The sequence below is a fragment of the Paenibacillus sp. JNUCC 35 genome (genome assembly GCF_058269095.1).
In genome coordinates this window covers 410,524-429,226 of record NZ_CM177771.1, presented here as the reverse complement: position 1 = coordinate 429,226, position 18,703 = coordinate 410,524, and the positions used below count along the sequence as shown (strand labels likewise).

The 18,703-nt window shown below is 55.2% G+C and carries 11 protein-coding genes; 1 reads left to right on the top strand and 10 read right to left on the bottom strand.

Features of this window, described 5'->3' with window-relative positions; all coding sequences use genetic code 11:
- Positions 1–67: 67 nt before the first annotated feature.
- From AC2TF6_RS01970 to AC2TF6_RS01940, 7 genes are all read right to left on the bottom strand, one after another.
- On the bottom strand, positions 68–1,027 hold the full coding sequence (locus AC2TF6_RS01970; RefSeq protein ID WP_009675785.1) for an ABC transporter permease: 960 nt from the start codon (positions 1,025–1,027) through the stop codon (positions 68–70).
- Positions 1,028–2,107 carry an ABC transporter permease gene (locus AC2TF6_RS01965; protein ID WP_491309755.1) on the bottom strand — a complete coding sequence of 360 codons (1,080 nt, stop codon included), beginning with the start codon at positions 2,105–2,107 and terminating at the stop codon, positions 1,028–1,030.
- Positions 2,100–3,638, bottom strand: a complete 1,539-nt coding sequence (locus AC2TF6_RS01960; protein ID WP_491309754.1) for an ABC transporter ATP-binding protein — start codon at positions 3,636–3,638, stop codon at positions 2,100–2,102. The genes AC2TF6_RS01965 and AC2TF6_RS01960 overlap by 8 nt, the downstream gene beginning before the upstream one ends.
- Before the next feature lie 150 nt (positions 3,639–3,788).
- On the bottom strand, positions 3,789–4,829 hold the full coding sequence (locus AC2TF6_RS01955) for a BMP family lipoprotein (RefSeq protein ID WP_009675828.1): 1,041 nt from the start codon (positions 4,827–4,829) through the stop codon (positions 3,789–3,791).
- Between the two features lie 250 nt (positions 4,830–5,079).
- Positions 5,080–6,336 (bottom strand): threonine ammonia-lyase IlvA, encoded by a 1,257-nt coding sequence (gene ilvA, locus AC2TF6_RS01950; protein ID WP_491309753.1) that lies wholly within the window; start codon positions 6,334–6,336, stop codon positions 5,080–5,082.
- A gap of 181 nt (positions 6,337–6,517) precedes the next feature.
- Entirely contained in the window at positions 6,518–9,877 is a 3,360-nt protein-coding gene (locus tag AC2TF6_RS01945) for an efflux RND transporter permease subunit (RefSeq protein ID WP_491309752.1), read from the bottom strand.
- A gap of 203 nt (positions 9,878–10,080) precedes the next feature.
- The gene (locus AC2TF6_RS01940; RefSeq protein ID WP_491309751.1) at positions 10,081–12,402 is read right to left on the bottom strand and encodes a YcdB/YcdC domain-containing protein; all 2,322 of its coding nucleotides are present in this window, start codon (positions 12,400–12,402) and stop codon (positions 10,081–10,083) included.
- Positions 12,403–12,911: 509 nt separating this feature from the next.
- Here AC2TF6_RS01940 and AC2TF6_RS01935 point away from each other — a divergent pair.
- Positions 12,912–13,547, top strand: coding sequence for an FMN-dependent NADH-azoreductase (locus AC2TF6_RS01935; protein WP_491309750.1), 636 nt, complete (start codon positions 12,912–12,914; stop codon positions 13,545–13,547).
- 134 nt (positions 13,548–13,681) lie between these two features.
- Here the strand turns inward: AC2TF6_RS01935 and AC2TF6_RS01930 are convergent, their stop codons facing one another.
- The 3 genes from AC2TF6_RS01930 to AC2TF6_RS01920 form a co-directional block, all read right to left on the bottom strand.
- Positions 13,682–13,987, bottom strand: a complete 306-nt coding sequence (locus AC2TF6_RS01930; protein WP_009675810.1) for a hypothetical protein — start codon at positions 13,985–13,987, stop codon at positions 13,682–13,684.
- Between the two features lie 422 nt (positions 13,988–14,409).
- Entirely contained in the window at positions 14,410–16,497 is a 2,088-nt protein-coding gene (locus tag AC2TF6_RS01925) for an ABC transporter ATP-binding protein (protein WP_491309749.1), read from the bottom strand.
- Between the two features lie 6 nt (positions 16,498–16,503).
- Positions 16,504–18,255 carry an ABC transporter ATP-binding protein gene (locus AC2TF6_RS01920; protein ID WP_491309748.1) on the bottom strand — a complete coding sequence of 584 codons (1,752 nt, stop codon included), beginning with the start codon at positions 18,253–18,255 and terminating at the stop codon, positions 16,504–16,506.
- Positions 18,256–18,703 lie beyond the last annotated feature (448 nt).

Here is an 18,703-nt window from a genome sequence, read left to right as displayed (position 1 = left end):
AGGAAACTAAAAAAGCTGCTTTCCTTTAAAAGGAAAGCAGCTTTTTGCGTCGTTGATCCCGTGCGGCTTAACGCTTGCCCGGATCGTAAGGCTCGCCGAGGGCGGCAGGCGGATAAGCACGGCCGACCGCACCCGCAAGCACCAGAATGGTCAAGACATACGGGAGCATAAAGATAAACTCCTGCGGGATGCTCTGCGACCATTCGAACAATTGCACATAGTTCCGGATCGCCTGGGAAAGACCGAAGAAGACGGCCGCTCCGAGCGCTCCTACCGGGTGCCATTTACCGAAGATCATGGCCGCCAGGGCAATGTAGCCCTGTCCCGAGATGGTGTTATGCGAGAAGTTGCTTGTCGTCGTCAGGGCGATCGTCGCTCCACCCAGTCCGGCGAAAGCGCCGCTCAGCATAACGCCGATATAACGCATGCGACGGACGTTGACACCGACGGTGTCAGCCGCACTCGGGTGCTCCCCGACGGAACGGAGACGCAGACCGAACGGCGTTTTGAACAACACATAATAGGATACGGCCACAAGAATCAGCGCGATATAGGTGGTCGGGTAGGCCGTGAAAATACCGTAACCGAGTACCGGGATTTGCGAGAGACCCGGGATCGCCCATTTGCTGAATACTTCCGTCAGCGTTTCCGTTTGTCCGGCACCCTCGAAGAGGAGCTTGACGAGGTAGACCGTTACGCCCGCCGCCAGGAAGTTGATGACCACACCGCTGATGACCTGGTCCGATTTGAACGTGATGGTCGCAACGGCATGGATAAGCGAAAACAGAACCCCGAATACAAGCGCCGCCAGAAGTCCGATCCACGGAGACATGCTTCCCATACCGGCTTCCTGTGCGTAAAACGTACTGACCGCCGCGGCGAACGCGCCGGATACCATCAGGCCTTCCAGTCCGATGTTGGTGACCCCGGAACGCTCCGAGAAAATACCGCCAAGGGCCGCAAAAATGAGCGCCGTGGAAAATACCAGCGTTGTATTGATCAGCTGACCCAAAATATCCAAACTCATCTAGACCACCTTCTCTTTCTTACGCTTGAAATAGAGAGGGGCAATCACCCAGCGCACGATGCCTTGTGCGGCTACGAAGAAAATGATCGAACCGATAACGATCCGGATCAACTCCGGCGGCACATCGGCGCCAAAGCTCATTCCCGCGGATCCGTAAGTCAAGATACCGAACAGAGAAGCGGCAAGAAGTACGCCGAACGGATTCGTCAGTCCCAGAAGGGCAACCGCGATCCCGTCGAATCCGTAACCCGGCGACGCCGGCATAACGGTCTGGTAGTGGAACACGCCCAGCACCTCGAACACGCCGGCCAGACCGGCAAACATTCCGCTGATAAACATGGCTTTGATGATGTTCTTGTTCACATTCATCCCCGCATATTCAGCGGCATTCGTGTTGTGGCCTACGGCACGGAGCTCGTACCCCTGCTTCGTCTTCCACAGGAAGAAGTAGAAGAATACGGCGGCAAGGATGGCAAAAAGCGTTCCCCAGTGCAGACGGGCGTTATCAAACATAGCGGACAGCCAGCCTAAGCTGACCGAAGCCGTCGGCTCAATGTCAACGGAACGCTGCTGCCCTTTCAGGAGCAGGAAATGGTTGACCGTGTAGTTCGCCAAATAAAGAGCGATCCAGTTGAGCATGATCGTGGTGATAACTTCGTTTACGCCCCGCTTTGCTTTCAGATAGCCCGCAATAGCTGCCCAAAGGCCGCCGAGAACGGCGCCTACGATAATCGCAAGCGGCGCGTGAATGATTGCGGGCAGTCCGCCCAGCTTGATGCCGACGAAGGAAGCGCCTGTCATCCCGACGATAAACTGGCCCTCTCCGCCGATGTTAAACAGACCCGCGCGGAAAGCGAAAGCGACCGCAAGTCCCGTCAAAATGAGCGGGGTAATCTCGCGGATCGTCTCGCCGAAATCGTACATATTCCCGAACACCCGCGAAAACAGCGAGGAGTATGCGGTTATGGGATTGTACCCGCCCGCCAGCATAACGATGGCACCGAATACAAACCCGAGCACGATAGCCGCGAGAGGAATGACAGCGGAATCCCGCATAAAAAACTTCATTACTTTATTCATGGGTCACACCTTCCCGCTTCATGCTGCCGGCCATCATCAGACCAAGTTCCTGATCGTTCGTTTCTTCCGGCAGGACTTCCCCGACTATTTCCCCTTCGTAAATGACCGCAATCCGGTCCGATACGTTCAAAATCTCATCCAGCTCGAAGGAGATAAGCAGTACCGCTTTACCCTGGTCGCGCTGGGCGATGAGCTGCTTGTGCACGAATTCGATAGCGCCTACATCGAGTCCGCGGGTCGGCTGCGCCGCGATAAGCAGATCCGGATTACGGTCGATCTCCCGGGCGATAATCGCCTTCTGCTGGTTCCCCCCGGAGAGAGAACGCGCTTTCGTATGAATGCTCGGCGTACGGACGTCGAACGCTTCGATGAGCCGTTCGGCTTGTTTATCGATCGCCTCGTAATTCAGGAAACCGCCGCGGTTAAAAGCGGGACGATGGTACGTCTGGAGCACCATGTTCTCACTCATGGAAAAATCAAGAACTAGCCCGTGTTTATGCCGGTCTTCCGGAATATGGGACACGCCCGCTTCCGAAATATGACGCGGCGACCGGTTGACGATTTCTTTATCCAGCAGCTTGATCGATCCACCGTCCACTTTGCGCAGACCGGTCAGCGCTTCGATCAGCTCGCTCTGTCCGTTGCCGTCCACACCGGCGATTCCGAGGATTTCCCCGGCTTTCACGTCGAAGGACAATCCGTTCAGAACCGGCAGCCCGTCATGCGATTTCGCCTTGACGTCACGGACCTGAAGAACAGGGCCTTTCGGCTGCGCCGGCTTCTTGTCGACTTTGAAGGAGACGCTGCGTCCTACCATTTTCTCGGCCAGTTCGCGGGTCGTCGTCTCGGACGTTTTGACGGTATCAATCACTTTACCTCTGCGGATGATCGTAACCGTGTCGGAAATTTGCATAATTTCCTTGAGCTTATGCGTAATGAGGATGATAGACTTGCCTTCGGCAACGAGACGTTTCATGATATCCATCAGCTCAGTGATTTCCTGGGGAGTCAGAACCGCTGTCGGTTCATCGAAAATAAGGATGTCAGCACCACGATAAAGCGTCTTCACGATTTCGACACGCTGCTGCATGCCGACGGAAATATCCTGTATTTTAGCATGGGGGTTTACTTGAAGGCCGTACTGCTCGGAAAGCTTTTTGACCTGCTCGGATGCGGATTTGTAATCAATGTTCATGCCTTTCTTCGGTTCCATCCCCAAGATGATGTTCTCTGTGACGGTAAACGGCTGAACCAGTTTAAAATGCTGATGCACCATCCCGATTCCCAGCTCGATCGCCTTATTGGGGCTGTCGATCAGAACCGGCTGGCCATTGACTTCGATACCGCCTTCATCCGGCTGGTACAAGCCAAAAACAATATTCATCAAGGTCGATTTACCCGCGCCGTTCTCTCCGAGGAGGGCGTGAATCTCCCCTTTTTGCAGCTTAAGAGAGATGGAATCGTTTGCGACAATTCCGGGAAAACGCTTTGTGATTTGCTTCAACTCAACGACAGGGGTCGCTGCACTCATGAAATCACCCTTACTAAGGTTATTGGTAGAAGGTCTGGAAAGTAAGAACAAGGCCAGTTATGCAACCAGCCTTGTTGTATGCTCCATCATAAAAACGTACATAAACATGCGTCATGGTACATGGTGAAAAGGGTGCAGCTTAACGAAATCTTATTGCTCAGGTACTTTGATTTCGCCTTTGATGATTTTCTCTTTATATTCGTCAGCAAGCTTCAGCACATCCGCAGGAACGTTCTTGCTGGAAGTGGAAGCAAGGCCTACGCCGTTGTCTTTCAGACCCAGCGTTACAGGAGCGCCCGGTTTGAAGTTGCCGTCAACGACCATTTTGGAGTACTTCGTTACCGCTTCTTCAACGCCTTTAACCATGGAAGTCAGAGTTACTTGATCACCGAATTCCAGGGATTGGTCTTTGTCAACGCCGATAACCCATACTTTTTTGCCTTGCTTGATGCGGTCGTTCGCTTCGTTGAATACACCGTTTCCTGTTGCTCCGGAGGAGTGGAAAATGATGTCCGCGCCGTCGTTGTACATAGTGGCGGCTGCCGCTTTGCCAAGGTCAGGCTTATCGAATGCGCCCGTGTAGTTGATCAGGACTTTAGCGTCCGGATTTACAGCCGCAACGCCTGCTTTGAAGCCGGCTTCGAAACGTTTGATAACCGGAATGTCCATACCGCCGACAAAACCGATTTTATTGGATTTCGTCATTTTCGCCGCTACTACGCCGACCAGGAAGGAACCTTCGTTTTCGGCAAAAGTGATGGACTGAACGTTCGGAGCTTCCACCACGTTATCGATGATGGCGAAGTTAGCCGTCGGGTTTTGCTGAGCTACGGTTTTCATAGCGTCCGCGATAACGAAGCCGATCCCCCAAGTCAGGTTGTATTTACCTTGTACAAACTGGTTCAGGTTCGGAACATAGTCGGAATCCGCTTTACTTTGCAGATACTTTGTGGAAATGCCTGTATCTTTCTTCAGCTTCTCAAGCGCTTCCCAAGCGGATTGGTTGAAGGACTTGTCGTTTACGCCGCCAACGTCTGTTACCATGCCGATTTTCACATCGGACTTCTTCTCGCCGCCGGCCGCATTGCCGCTTGGCGCCGCGCCGCCATTGTCAGCCTTCTTGCCGCAGCCCGCCAATACAAGCGTGAATGCCAGCATCATGACCAGCGACAGCTTGAAAAAATTCTTCATAAAAGTAAAACCCCCTGTTTGGTTTTTGTAAGCCTAATCCCTGCATCATAGTATTGGATACGAATTGTAAAAATATGTCGAGAGGACTAGGTTTTAATTATACTGCGTAACCGATTATACATGTTGGGTAATCCAAAATCCACAACTAAATATACTATGGTTAATTAATTTTTTTTGTCACTGAGAAAACGCTGCCAAGCCAGGCGGCAAAAGAGTCCCGCACCCCATGGGGGACGGCTCTTTTCAGCGGTCAAATCAGCAGATTAAACAGGGTAGGGTCGTTATTAATTTCGACATAATTGATATCTTTTTTGGATAATCTCGAGATGAGGCCTTCGTAATCGTCTTTGTTTTTCAGCTCGATGCCGACCAGGGCGGGCGCATTGTCCCGGTTCGTTTTTTTCATATACTCAAAACGCGTGATGTCGTCGGTCGGTCCCAGCACTTCTTCCAGAAACTCGCGGAGCGCTCCGGCCCTCTGGGGAAAGTTGACCAGGAAGTAATGCTTGAGGCCTTCATAAATGAGAGACCGCTCCTTGATCTCCTGCATCCGGTCGATATCGTTGTTGCCTCCGCTGATCACACATACTACGTTTTTACCCGCAATTTGGCTGCGGTAAGCGTCCAGCGCCGCTACGGGGAGGGCTCCGGCCGGTTCGATGACAATGGCATTATTGTTGTACAGATCCAGAATCGTCGTGCATTCCTTGCCCTCCGGCACCAGCACGATGTCATCCAGCACGTGCCGGCAGATCTCGAACGTCATCTCACCGACCTGCTTGACCGCCGCTCCGTCGACGAACTTGTCCACCGTCTCCAGAGTCACGACCCGGCCCGCTTCCATGGAGCGCTGCATACCAGCCGCTCCTTCCGGCTCCACGCCGATCACGGCGGTTTCCGGGGAGACTGCCTTGACGTAAGCGCCGACTCCTGCCGAAAGTCCTCCGCCTCCGATGGAGGTGAAGATGAAGTCAGGAGACACCGGCATCTGATTCAGCACTTCCAGGCCGACCGTTCCCTGCCCGGCAATCGTCCGAGCATCGTCAAACGGGTGGATGAAGACTTTATTCTCACGTTCGCAGTAAATACGGGCCTGGGTGGACGAATCGTCGAAAGTATCGCCGATCAGGACCACTTCCACGTAGGGGCCTCCGAACATTTTGACCTGCGAGATTTTCTGGCGCGGGGTAGTGGTCGGCATAAAGATCTTGCCCTCGATCCCCAGATGGTTGCAGGAATAGGCGACTCCCTGGGCATGATTGCCTGCGCTGGCGCATACGACGCCCCGGCTCCGTTCCTCCTCCGTCAAACTTTGAATGACGTTGTAGGCACCCCGTATTTTAAAAGATCGGACGACCTGAAGGTCCTCCCTTTTCAAATAAATATTGCAGTCGTACTGCCTGGACAGAAGCTCGCTGCGCTGAAGCGGCGAAGGCTCAATCACCCGGCTTAGCGCATGGTTGGCGCGTATGATTTCTTCAACTGTGACAGTGCTCGGATTGCTCACGACAGGACTTCCTTTCCGGTGTGGTAATGGTATTCCGATTATTGTAGCACAAGTCGGGCTTTTAGCGCTTGTCTCCGCCGAAAAATATAAGAACCCCGTTCCCCCGCTTAACGGGCCGGGAACAGGGTTTCTTTTTTCGGAAAGTGATGACTGCCTGCCTGCGGAAGCTTAAGCCTGAGCGTTAGTCCTCCAGTTCGGAAGCCGGGCGTCTGCGCCGGAATTTCGCCAGAAATTCGTACACGACGGGTACGATGATGAGCGTCAGCAGCGTCGAAGAGATCAGCCCGCCGATCACGGTAACGGCGAGTCCCTTGGAGATCAGACCGCCGCTTTCGAATCCGAAAGCCAGCGGCAGAAGCGCGCCGACGGTAGCGAGAGCCGTCATCAGAATAGGCCGCAGACGGGTGGCGGCCGCTTCGAGGAGCGCCTCGCGCGTTCTCATGCCGGCTTTTTCGTTATGAATCACCCTGTCCAGCAGGACGATGGCATTCGTGACGACAATGCCGATCAGCATGAGCGCCCCCATCATGGCCGACACGCTCAAGGTCTCCCCTGTCACAAGAAGGGCCACAATGGCGCCGATGATCGTGAAAGGCAGCGAAAACAGGATCGCAAACGGAGTCAGCGCTCCTCCGAAGAACATTACGAGCACCAGATATACAATCGCGACGGCCGCGATCATGGCGAGACCGAGCTGAGAGAAGGTCTCATTGATCTGTTCCGTTACACCTCCGAAATCGACCCGTACGGACGAAGGGAGGCCGAGCTTGTCGATCTCGCTCTTCAGTCCTGTGGAGGCCGCACCCACATCCTTGGACGTAATATCTGCCGATACCTCGGCGTACAGCTTCGTGTCCCGGTGGGTAACCGCATTGGGCGACTGGCCCTCCTCTACCTTGGCCACGTCCTTAAGAGGGACCTCCATACCAAGCGGGGACGTGATGGTGCTGTTTTCGATCGCGGAAAGATCCGCGTACGTTTTTTTGTCGGCTTGTACGTAAACCTCGACCTCTTTGCCCTCGACGCCAACTTTGGTCAGAACGGGACGCTCGCGATCCCGGCTGAAAGCCATGGCGATCTGACCGGCCGTCAAACCGAGCTTGCTGAGCTTGGCCGGGTCCGCGACAATCGTATACTGGCCGTACGATTCAGACAGGCTGGAGGCTACCTTATCGAATTCCGGCCGATTCTTCATCAGAGCCTGAATCTTATCCGCAGCGGTTCGGATCTCGTCGAGCTTCTCTCCGTATACGTAGAGACTCAGCTTGCTGCCCCCTATGCCGCCGCCCATATCCATCGGCTTCCAGCTTCCTTGAACGGTGTCCGTCAACCCTTGAACCAGCCTCTTCTTCTCAGCCGTGAAATCGGCAAATCCGGGATTGTATTCCACATAAAAAAGCGCGGACTTGGACGGCCCGGGCGACATCGGATTCTGGCCGCCCACGGAGTACTGCAGATTTCGGACCCCGCTGCGTCCAAGTACATATTTCTCCGCTTCCAGCGCCTTCCGCTTTACATCGTCCAGCGTCTCGCCCGGAGAAGGGGTGTACGTCACCATCGCGTATTTCTGCTCTTCCTCCGGAAGAAAACTGACGCCGACCCTTGTAGCCAGCAGAAGGCTGCCCGCCAGAAGGAGAATAGCCGTGCCGAAAGCGATAAGTTTATGATTCAACGTCCTGTCCAGGACCCGCCTGTAAAAACGCCCCAGACGGCCGGTTTCGTCATGGCCGCGCCGGTTTTGGCCTTTGCCGCGGGCGGGTACCCGGACCGATCCGGCCGGGTCCGTGCCAAACGGAAGGGCAGCGGGTGAGCCTCCTTCCGCATAGGCGGGAGCCGGAGCCGGGCCCATGCGCTCCAGCCTGCGGCGGAACATGGAATGCCCGAGCATCGGCACGATGGTGATCGCGACGAGCAGCGAGGCAAGCAGCGCGAATACCATCGTCAGGGCGAAGGGCAGGAACAGCTGCCCGACGGGACCGCTCACGAAGCCGAGCGGGAGAAAGACCGCAATCGTCACGATGGTCGACGAGAGGATGGGCATAAACATCTCCCGCGTCGCTTCGCGGATAAGGGCTTTGCCCCGCAGAGGCTCGGACGGACTGGACATCCGCCGGTAGATGTTCTCGATGACGACAATCGAGTCGTCCACCACGCGGCCGATGGCGACTGTCATCGCTCCCAGCGTCATGATGTTCAGCGTGATGTCCATCTGCTGCAGCAGCAGAATGCCGATGAGCAGCGACAGCGGAATCGAGACGATGGAAATCAGCGTCGTCCGCCAGTTGCGCAGGAACAGCATGATGATCAGTACGGCGAACAAAGCGCCGAATACGGCCTTGCTCAGCATCGTGTTGACCGAATCCTCGATCGGCTTGCCCTGGTCGAGCATGATCACGGTCTCCACGCCGCTGTTCGCCTGCCGGAACTCGTCGGCCTTCGCCTTGACGGCGTTCACGACGTCCACCGTGTTCGCGTCCGGCGCCTTCACGACCTGGATGCCGATGGACTCCTTGCCGTTCGTACGGGAGATCGAGTCGGCCCGGTCGGCCAGCTCGATTGCCGCCAGCTCGGCAAGCTTCACGGTCGGCAGACCGGCTGCCCCCGCAGGCGCCGGCACTGCGCCACCCGCCCTGCCGGCGCCTGCGGCACTGCCCGGGGTCGCTGCCGAACCCGCACCGGGCGCTGCGCCCGACGCCGCTCCGCCGGGGGCACCGGGTGCTCCCCCTGCGGCGCCCCTGGCTGCCGCTCCTGAGCCGGAGCCTCCCGGGCCTGCTGCGCCCGCCGAACCGGCTCCGCCGGGAACGAGCGGAATCTCCAGGTTCCGCAGGTCGTCCAGGCTCTTCACGTTGCCGTCGACGACGAGGGTTTTCTCGGTCCGCCCGACTTCGTAGAGGCCCAGGGGGACTTGGACAGCCGCCCCCTGAATGATCCCTTTGACCGTATCCTCGCTCAGCCCGTAGGTTTTCAGCTTGTCCCGGTCAAAGGTCAGGCGGACTTCCTGCTGGTGCTGGCCCGAGATCTCCACGCTTGCCGCGCCCGGAACCCCTTCGAGCGCAGGGAGCAGATCGCTCTCGATCTGCCGGGTCAGCTCGTCGAGCGACTGTTTGTCCCCCGCTACGCTCAGCGATACGACGGGAAATGCGTTTATGTTGATTTTGGATACTTTCGTTTCCTGCGCCCCGCTGGGAAGCACAAAATCGGCGACTGCTTCTTTCACTTCGGAAGCGGCCTTGTCCATGTCCTTCTTGTACGAATATTCCATCACTATGGAAGATACGTTTTCCATGGAGGTCGAGCTTACAACGTCTACACCGGCCAGGCTCCGGACCTTCTGCTCGAGAGGGCCCGTGATCCGGTCGGCCACTTCTTCCGGTGCGGCGCCGGGATATACCGTTGTGACGGTAAGGACAGGCACTTCCAGATTCGGAAGCGTCTCCTGCTTCATGCTGAGACCGGCGTAAATACCCGCGGCCGTCACAAGAATCGTAAGCAGCCAGATAACCAGCTTATTGTTCAGAGAATACCGGATAATCCCTCTCACTATTTTCACTCCTGTCTGTTCGTCTGAATGTGTGCGGTAAAAACAGTGACTCCTCAAATAAGGGAATCTCCCTGAGCAAATGGTGCCCGATTCAATTCCGGTCCGTTACGGAGGTCTCCTGCCTATTCTCCTTTTTTCCCAAAAAAAAGACTGCCGAACCCGGCAGTCTCTTAATTTTTTTATGGAGTTGTGTACAACGGAGGTTAACGCTTCTGCAAATACCGGTAGAAGGCTGTTGCCGCCTGGGCGCGCGTCACCTCAAGTTTCGGACTGAACTTGCCCCCGTCCGCACTCATGATGCCCATTCCGGTCACAATAGCTGCGTTTCCGATGTTTTTAAGTTCGGAAGCATCCGTAAAATTACGGTTAAAGACGTTATCGAACTCCGTCAGCTTCTTGTAGTTCAGCGCACGGACGATCAGCGAAGCCATTTCCTCGCGGGTAATCGGCTGCTCCGGATTGAACTCGTCGGACGTCCGGTCGATCCATTTGCGGTCCAGAGCCGTTTCCACGTAAGAGAAATACGCATTGCTTTTCTCCACGTCTTTGAACGAGTTCTTGCGGCTGTCCATCGCTCCAGCCGGATAATACCCGCCTCCGCTGTCTGCGATGACGAGCATCTTGATAAGCTCCCCGCGCTTAATGGACTGATCCGGCTTAACTTTGCCGTCTTTCACTTCGAGGGCCTGGTAATCGAGCATCAACTGCAGCTCGTTTTGCGCCCAGTGGCCCGCGATATCGTCGACTTTGACCGGCTCCAGGGAGATCACTTCGCCGTTGTTCCGATTGCGCCATTTGCCGCTCTCCGCATCGAGAAAATAAGCGATGTTTTCGTATTTGTTCTCCAGCGTGTAAACAAGCTGGTTTTTTTGATTTTGGCTGTCTGCCGGATATTTGCCGGAAGCGACAAGAATATTGTAGCGCTCAATAGGAATTCCCGGAGGAATTTGGCCTTCGATGCCGACGCTCTGGTAAACCAGGCGAAGCTGGTATTGGGAAAGCAGCAGTTCTTTCGCCTTATCTTTATCCAGCACGGCCGGCTTCTTAGCCGGGTACGTCAGCTTGCTTACATTCACGTAGCTGTTCTGAACATCGCCCGTACGTTTATCCACGCCTACATGAATATTGTCGTTCTCTACCCGGACCCCGTCAATGAACCGAGAGAACAGGAAGGTATACGCGTTATCCTGGTCGACCCCGACTATCTTGCTGTCCGTTTTGGGAGCTTCCGTCGTTTCCAGCACAAGCTGATGCGTATAGGAAGGGTTCGTTTTCTTTACGAAATCAACCGCCTTCCCTTTGGCTTCTTCAAAGGAAACTTTAACTTCCTCCGGCTTGACCGTACGGCTGGAACTATAGTCATAATTGGAGAAGTTCGTCAGTTCACCGGTTTTGGCGTCGATAGCCAGAGACACGTAACCTCTGTTATCCTTCGCTCCGTCTTTACCCGGGAGCGCCCACTGGAAATTCCAGTTAGCTTCCGTCTGTTTTGTAGATTCGTTCTCGTATTCGCTGTAGTTCGCCTCTTCGAGCTTGGCATCCGCCGGGATTTTAACCAGCTGCTGGGCCCGTTTAAGCGCGGCATCCTTCGTCGTCACTGCCGTTCCTGTGCCGCTTTGAGGCTGCTCGGTCAGTGTCTTGACGGCGACGGGTGCTTTGCTCTCATACAGCGGCTTGCCTGTTTTGGCGTCAATCTGAAGCGCCGCCATGCTGTAGGAAAGCGCCGGTTTGAGCTCCTTCGACTGGTAAGGAAGGAGGTATTGAAGCACCGGTTCCGCTTGCGTGCGGAATGCTTTGTCAGCCTGCTCCGAGGTGATGACTCCTTCTTTTTTATCGAAAGTCGCATCTTTATCCCAGTACACGCGGTAATCGGTAAGATGTCCCTCGCTGTCTACGGCCACCGAGATGTTATTTTGAGGGAACGGAACACCGTCCACCACTCTTTCGAAAGAAAACCGGTAGTCTTCGTAGACATTCAGCGGAGTTTTGCGTGAAGATTCGCGCAGGTCGTTGTATTTCACTTGTTTTTGCAGATCTGGATTTAATTTCGCTATGTAATCGGATGCGATCGTTTTAGCTTGATCCAGGCTGGTTTTAGGCGGATAAACGGGCTTGCTGTCCGGGTTCTTGCTGCTGAAATTGTACCCGAGAAGAGCGCCGGAATCCGCATCCAGAGTATAAGACAAATAGGAATAGTAGTCTTTCTTTTCTTTGTGGCTGAAATTCAAGTTCCAGGTTTTTGCAGGCTTGCCGCCGAATCCCCGGGATACGCTTAAATTAGCCCCTTGGAGAGAGAAGCCTTCCGGCAGGGCAACGTATTTTTTAGCCAGCTCGACGGCCTGCTCCTTGGTGATTTTTACCTCTTCCTGGGAAATGTCGATCTGCTCTTTCCCTTGATCCGTAACCGGATTCGCAACAGATGCGGACGCCCCCGTAACCGCTTTGCTCGCCATTACCGGCGTAACCGTGCCAAACAGCAGTGCGGAAGTGACCACTGCCGTACCAGCTTTCAGAATAATTTTCAAACGGACCTGCCTCCTTCGAATAGGTGGAATGGAACATACTGGATTCCAGTTCTCACCATCTGAGACGGACAAATCCGGGCAAAGGTTGCGGAAGAATTCCCCATTTTGTAACCTGTTACTTTTTTGTCATTTCTCTGCGGTTTACGGGCCTTTTCCTCCCTTGTCACATCGATAGAACGCCGCCGTCCAAGCGCAAGGCCCTTCTTTGAACCGTTTATACGTAAACGTGGAGCTCGGTGTGTTGTGATAAATAGCCAACGCCTGCGCTACATAGCCGATGCGAACTTCCAAGCTTTTCACCTTTTCTTCAGGTTTCCCGTGCCAAAATTTTTTTTACCCCGGCGCTTCCGGGTTGTATCTCTGAATAAAGAGGTTGTGCGAATTTGGCAGGCATACCCCTTCCGATGGCGGCAGATATTATCCCCGTATGGTTGTCAGCCGGAGCCTTCCGGAACCGGACACCTCAATAAACCACAAATCTGACCGCACATTCTCAGGAGGGTTCCTTCATGTCTACGCTTCTCTATATTACGGCACATCCGCATGACGACCGGGCTTCTTACAGCATGGCCGTCGGCAAAGCGTTTCTCGATGCCTACCGCGAAAATCACCCCGGAGACCCTATCGTGACACTGGACCTGTACAAAGCGTACATTCCGCAAATTGACACGGACGTCTTTAGCGGCTGGGGCAAGCTGCGCTCCGGCAGTTCGTTTGATCAGCTCTCGGAAGAAGAAAAGAAAAAAGTGACCCGTTTCGGCGAACTGACGGATCAGTTTGTGGCGGGCGACAAATATGTTTTCGTCACTCCAATGTGGAACTTCTCGTTCCCTCCCGTTATGAAAGCCTATATCGATACGATCTGCACGGCGGGTAAAACGTTCAAGTACACGGAAAACGGCCCGGTCGGCCTGCTTACCGGCAAAAAAGCGCTGCACGTCTACGCATGCGGCGGCATTTATTCGAAAGGCCCTGCAGCCGGATCGGACTTCGGAAGCCCGTATCTGAAAACGATCATGTCCTTCTTCGGGATACCGTCTTTTGAAACGCTTTATGTGGAAGGGATGGCCCAGTTCCCCGACCGCGCCGAGCAGATTAAGCAAGACGCCATTAAAAACGCACAGGAAAAAGCGCGGACGTTCTAATCCGAAACGATTTTAAAAAATAGGAGGGATGAAGCCCCCTCCCTTGTCCGCAGACAGAAAAAACCCGTAAATCCTAAGATTTACGGGTTTTCTTTCGTGCATAAGCGCCTCAGCGTCCCGACAGGGAGCTGAGCTTAGTACTGGTCGCGTCTGATCAGGGAAATGTTGTACGCGGACACCAGCAGACCGACGATTCTCGTGACATAGCCGACGAGCGGGATGTAGCTGAGGAAGGCCAGCACAATGTTGACGACAGCCGGAAGCAGCGTCCGGTTGCTGTTGATCAGGCCGATGACGGCACTCACGAATACGAGAGGCACTACCCAGCCGCCGGACCATAGAAATCCGAACGGGATAAGGCCGACTACGTAGCCGATGATAATTCCGATTTCCACAATAAGCTGAATCACATTCAAAACGCGTTTCGTTTCCGAACTCACGATAAATCCCTCTTTTCGCAGGGCGGCGGCGTGTAGATGAAAACGCCCCGTCCTATATAATTTTACACATAGCAGGGTGTAACTCTCGATCCGGACAACCTTACATAGACGCGGGAGCAGTCCGCGAATCATGCAGATCGTTTCACCGGATTTTTATGCCCTTAAGCTTATTTTACGTACCGAGGCGTCTTCGCGTTTCATGCGTCCGCCTTCTTCCTTCCTAATTATACCTTAAAAATTTAATAAAAAAAGACCCGGACTTCTCCGGGCTCAATAGAAAATATAAAAAGACGAAGGGAAACCGTCTCCCAAAGGTCATGGTAAGCCCCGCGGAGTCTCGAACAGTGCCGCGGCACGTTCATCCTCGTGAACCAGGGCGGGCAGCAATAGCAGACCGGGTTCCCTCCGAAGCTTAGCGGCTTTTACGTAGAAGCCGCGATACCGGTTGTGACGCCGCCCGGCGCAGCGCCCGCAGCGGAGCCTCCCTGCTGCAGACGGTACATCTGGGAGTACCGGCCGCCCAGCTCCAGCAGCTCTTCGTGATTCCCCCGCTCCACAATCTCGCCGCGATGCAGGACCAGAATCAGATCCGCGCTGCGGATCGTAGACAGCCGGTGCGCGATGATGAAAGTGGTCCGGCCTTTCTTGACGACATCGAGCGCGGCCTGAATCACGGCCTCCGTCTCCGTATCGATGTTCGCGGTCGCTTCGTCCAGGATCAGAATCGCCGGATCGAAAGCAAGCGCACGCGCAAACGAGATCAGCTGCCGCTGGCCCGCGGAGAGCGTGCTTCCTTTTTCGAGCACGGGCTCGTCGAAGCCTCCCGGCAGGTTGGCGAATATGCGCTCGCCGCCGACATCTCGCAGCGCCGCATCCACCTTCTCCCGGGAGATCGTGCCGTCCCCCAGGCTGACGTTACTGGCAATCGTGCCCGTGAAGAGGAACGGATCCTGCAGCACGATGCCCATATGCTGACGCAGAAGCTGCTTGGGCATGGCCGTGATATCCCGGCCGTCCACCCGGATCGTCCCTTTCTGCGGATCATAGAACCGGAACAGCAGGTTCATAATGGAGCTTTTGCCTGAACCGGTATGGCCCACGAGCGCCACAGTCTGCCCCTGCTTCGCATCGAAGGAGATGTTCTTGAGCACGTAATCTTCCTTGTAAGCGAAGGACACCTGCTCGAAGCTGACATCGCCTTTGTAGCGGGGCAGCCGGCCTTCGGTAACGTCTTCGCCCGGTTCATCCATCAGCTCGAACACGCGTCCCGCCGAAATGATGGATTGATCGAGCGTCGCAAGCTGATTCACCATCCCGGTGATCGGCTGGAAGAGCCGGTTCAAGTAGTCGATGAAGGCGTACAGCACCCCGAAGGAGATCACGGATTCGGCTCCCGTTCCCATTGCGGCGCCTCCGAAATGCCAGAGCAGCAGCGCGAAAGATATGTTCCGCAGCACTCCGACCAGGTTATGGGAGGTGAGGGCGTTCAAGCTTTGCAGCTTCTGCTGGTGCTTGAGGTAATCCTCGTTGAGCGTTTCGAACTCCTCCATCGTTTCTTTCTGACGGCGAAACGCACGGATGATGGTCATCCCCTGGATGGCTTCATTGATCATCCCGTTAATGTCGCTCAAGCGCGAACGGATAATTTTGTTGTACCGCGAAGCGTACTTGCGGTAAACGATGACCCAGACGACCAGCAGCGGAACGATCAGAAGACAGATCGCGCCCAGTTTCGGATCCAGAAGGAAGAGGGCGATAAAGATCCCCGTGATATACACGAAGCCGGTGAAAAAGTTCGCCAGAACCGTCACGAACAAGTCGCGGACGGCCTCGGTGTCATTGGTCACCCTGGATACGACCTTTCCGGCCGGAAGATTGTCGAAATAATGGATGGGCAGCCGCTGAATTTGCCTGTACACATCCAGCCGCAGCTTCTGAATAACGCGGTTTGCGGAAACCTGAAGCATATACCGCTCTCCGAAAGTGAAGACAGCCGCTATGGCCAGCAGTCCGAGATAAAGCAGGGCGAGCTGGATTAATTGGGCCAACTCCGGCCGATAGAACACATAGAGCTCGCCTTTGGTCAGCGACTTCGCTTCGTATGCGGCGCTCTCTCCGCCTCTCGTAACCGTCAGCTTGCCGTCCTGCCAGGACCGCTGGCCGTCAAAGGCGATCGGCCCGTTAACGAAGACGAACCGCGTGCCGACCTGAAGCAGCCTGGCCTCGTCACCGCGCGCTTCGCCTTCCGCGAAACGGTCCCCGCGTTTGTAAACGTCGCCCGCGTAGGACACCGTGTCCCCGTTTTCCACGGTATTCCCGGCGTTGCCGGTTTCCTGCGGGACTTTGTACCAGGGCTGCTCGATTCCGAGAATATGCGTATCGATCATCCGCTTGGCGATAAAAGGACCCGACAGCTCTGCCGCTACCGCGACCGTAAGCATAAGAAGTGCAAGAATAAACAATTTTTTATGATGAAGTGCGTACTGCACCAAACGTTTGCCTGTGTGCAAGGCCGATCACCCCGCTTCCGTCAAATTGGATTCGACCTGCTGGCGCTCGTACTGTTCTTTGTACCAGCCGCCCAGCGCCAGCAGCTCTTCATGGGTTCCCGCTTCGACAATCCGGCCCTCGTCGAGGACGAGAATCCGGTCCGCGTGCTCGATGGCGGACAGCCGATGCGTGGAGATGAGCGTCGTTTTGCCGGCACGCTCCCGCCGGATGTTCTCGATGATTCTCGCTTCGGTCCGCGCATCCACGGCCGACATCGCATCATCGAGCAGCAGAATTTCCGGGTCGGCGATCAAGGCCCTCGCCAGCGAGACACGCTGCTTCTGTCCCCCGGACAAAGCTACGCCCTTCTCGCCGACAAGGGTGTCGAGCCCGTTCGCCAGCGTACCGATGTCCTGCGTGAAGGCGGCCCGTTCGATCGCCTGCAGCACATCGTCCTCGCTTGCGTCGGACTTGCCGAACTTGATGTTCTCCCTTACGGTCTTGGAGAACAGAATCTGCTCCTGCGGCACATAGCCGATCCACGACTGCAGCTGCTCCAGCGGAATCTGCTGGATAGGCACGCCGTCGATGGTGATTGAGCCGCTGCCGGCCGGATACTGCCGCAGCAGCTGCTTCAGCAGCGTGGATTTCCCGCTGCCGGTCCGGCCGACCACGCCGAGGGTCTCCCCCTGACGCAGCGTGAAGCCGATGTCCTCCAGATTGGGAGTACCCGAGGAGGGATATTTGAACGCGGCTTCCCGGAAGCCGATGGTACCCGGCTTCGCATCCGCAGCCGGCTGCGGGACGTCTTGCACATCGGGCCGGTACCCCAGCGTTTCGTTGACCCGGTCCAGAGAAGCGTTGCCCCGCTGCATGATGTTGATCAGCTCGCCGATCGCGAACATCGGCCAGATCAGCATCCCGAGATAGATGTTGAAGGACAGGAGCTGTCCCAGCGTAAGCTCGGTCTGAAACACGAGATACGCGCCGTAGCCCAGACCGATCAGGTAACTCGCCCCGACAAGCAGCTTGATCGTCGGATCGAACAGGGCGTCGATTTTCGCAACCGCAATGTTCTTGTTGTACACATCCTCCGTCAGCTCGCGGAAGCGCTCCTGTTCGTTGGCTTCCTGAACATATGCCCGCAGAACCCGGACGCCCGCCGTCGCTTCCAGCACCTGATCGTTCATCTGGCCGAACGCATCCTGGGCGGTCGTGTACCGCTCATGAATCGTTTTGCCGTAAAACTTCATGGCCAGCGCGATGAACGGAAGCGGCAGCAGGGCCGCAAACGTAAGCTTCCAGGAGATCGTGATGCCCATCGTAAAAAGAATCACGAGCATAAACGCGCTGGAGTCCACCAGCGTCAAAATACCGAAGCCCGCCGTAGCGGAAACGGACCGAAGATCATTCGTGGCGCGGGCCATCAGATCGCCCGTCCGGTACTTTTCGAAAAAAGTCGGAGTCATCTTGAGCAGATGCCGCATAAATCTGGAACGCAGCACGCGTTCCACCAGAAAAGCGCCTCCGAACAGCTGGTACATCCAAACATAGGTCATCAAATAAATAAGAACCGTAATCCCCAGCGTCCATGTGATCATGGCAATCAGCCGGTCCGCCGTAATCGAGCCCATATGGATCTCGTCGACCGCGTAACCGAGAATCTTCGGCGGAATAATTTCCGCGATACCGGCGACGATCAGCAGCGTAATCGCTACCGTGTAGCGGATCCAGTGCTTTTTAAAAAACCAGCCGAGCTTCTGTAAAATACTGAACAAACAGGTCACCTTCTTTCTTTGTACACGAAAAGCTTCTTTTTCTTTGTTTCCGTACTCGTGTCTCTGTAGAAAAATGAGAGCGGTCTCCTTGCGGGACCATGAAAAAAGGACGCACCGTTCAACTAACAAACGGTACGTCCTCAAAAGCGCGGCAAAGCCTGCGCCCATTAAACCGGCTGCGGGCAGCCATGATTACGGAAATGCGGGCGTCTGAACGCCGCTATCCCGATGTGCGGTTTAACGGGGGTACCGAATATTCAGCTGTTCCCTTGTTCACTGCATACGGACGTAGTCCATGGACAGGCAACATTCTAAACATCGATACCACCCTTTCTTCTCCGGTCATTTTTCTGCGCTTTCGCGTCAACTTGGTGTGATTGTATCACCCGTTGGAAAGGAATGTCAACCCGAACAAGCCGGAAAAAATAGTTATAACCAAAATGGAGCA

What these genes read in the sequence shown, in the direction of transcription:
- AC2TF6_RS01970 (WP_009675785.1), bottom strand. Translation starts at nt 1,027, where the DNA reads ATGAGTTTGGATATTTTGGGTCAGCTGATCAATACAACGCTGGTATTT.
- AC2TF6_RS01965 (WP_491309755.1), bottom strand. Translation starts at nt 2,107, where the DNA reads ATGAATAAAGTAATGAAGTTTTTTATGCGGGATTCCGCTGTCATTCCT.
- AC2TF6_RS01960 (WP_491309754.1), bottom strand. Translation starts at nt 3,638, where the DNA reads ATGAGTGCAGCGACCCCTGTCGTTGAGTTGAAGCAAATCACAAAGCGT.
- AC2TF6_RS01955 (WP_009675828.1), bottom strand. Translation starts at nt 4,829, where the DNA reads ATGAAGAATTTTTTCAAGCTGTCGCTGGTCATGATGCTGGCATTCACG.
- AC2TF6_RS01935 (WP_491309750.1), top strand. Translation starts at nt 12,912, where the DNA reads ATGTCTACGCTTCTCTATATTACGGCACATCCGCATGACGACCGGGCT.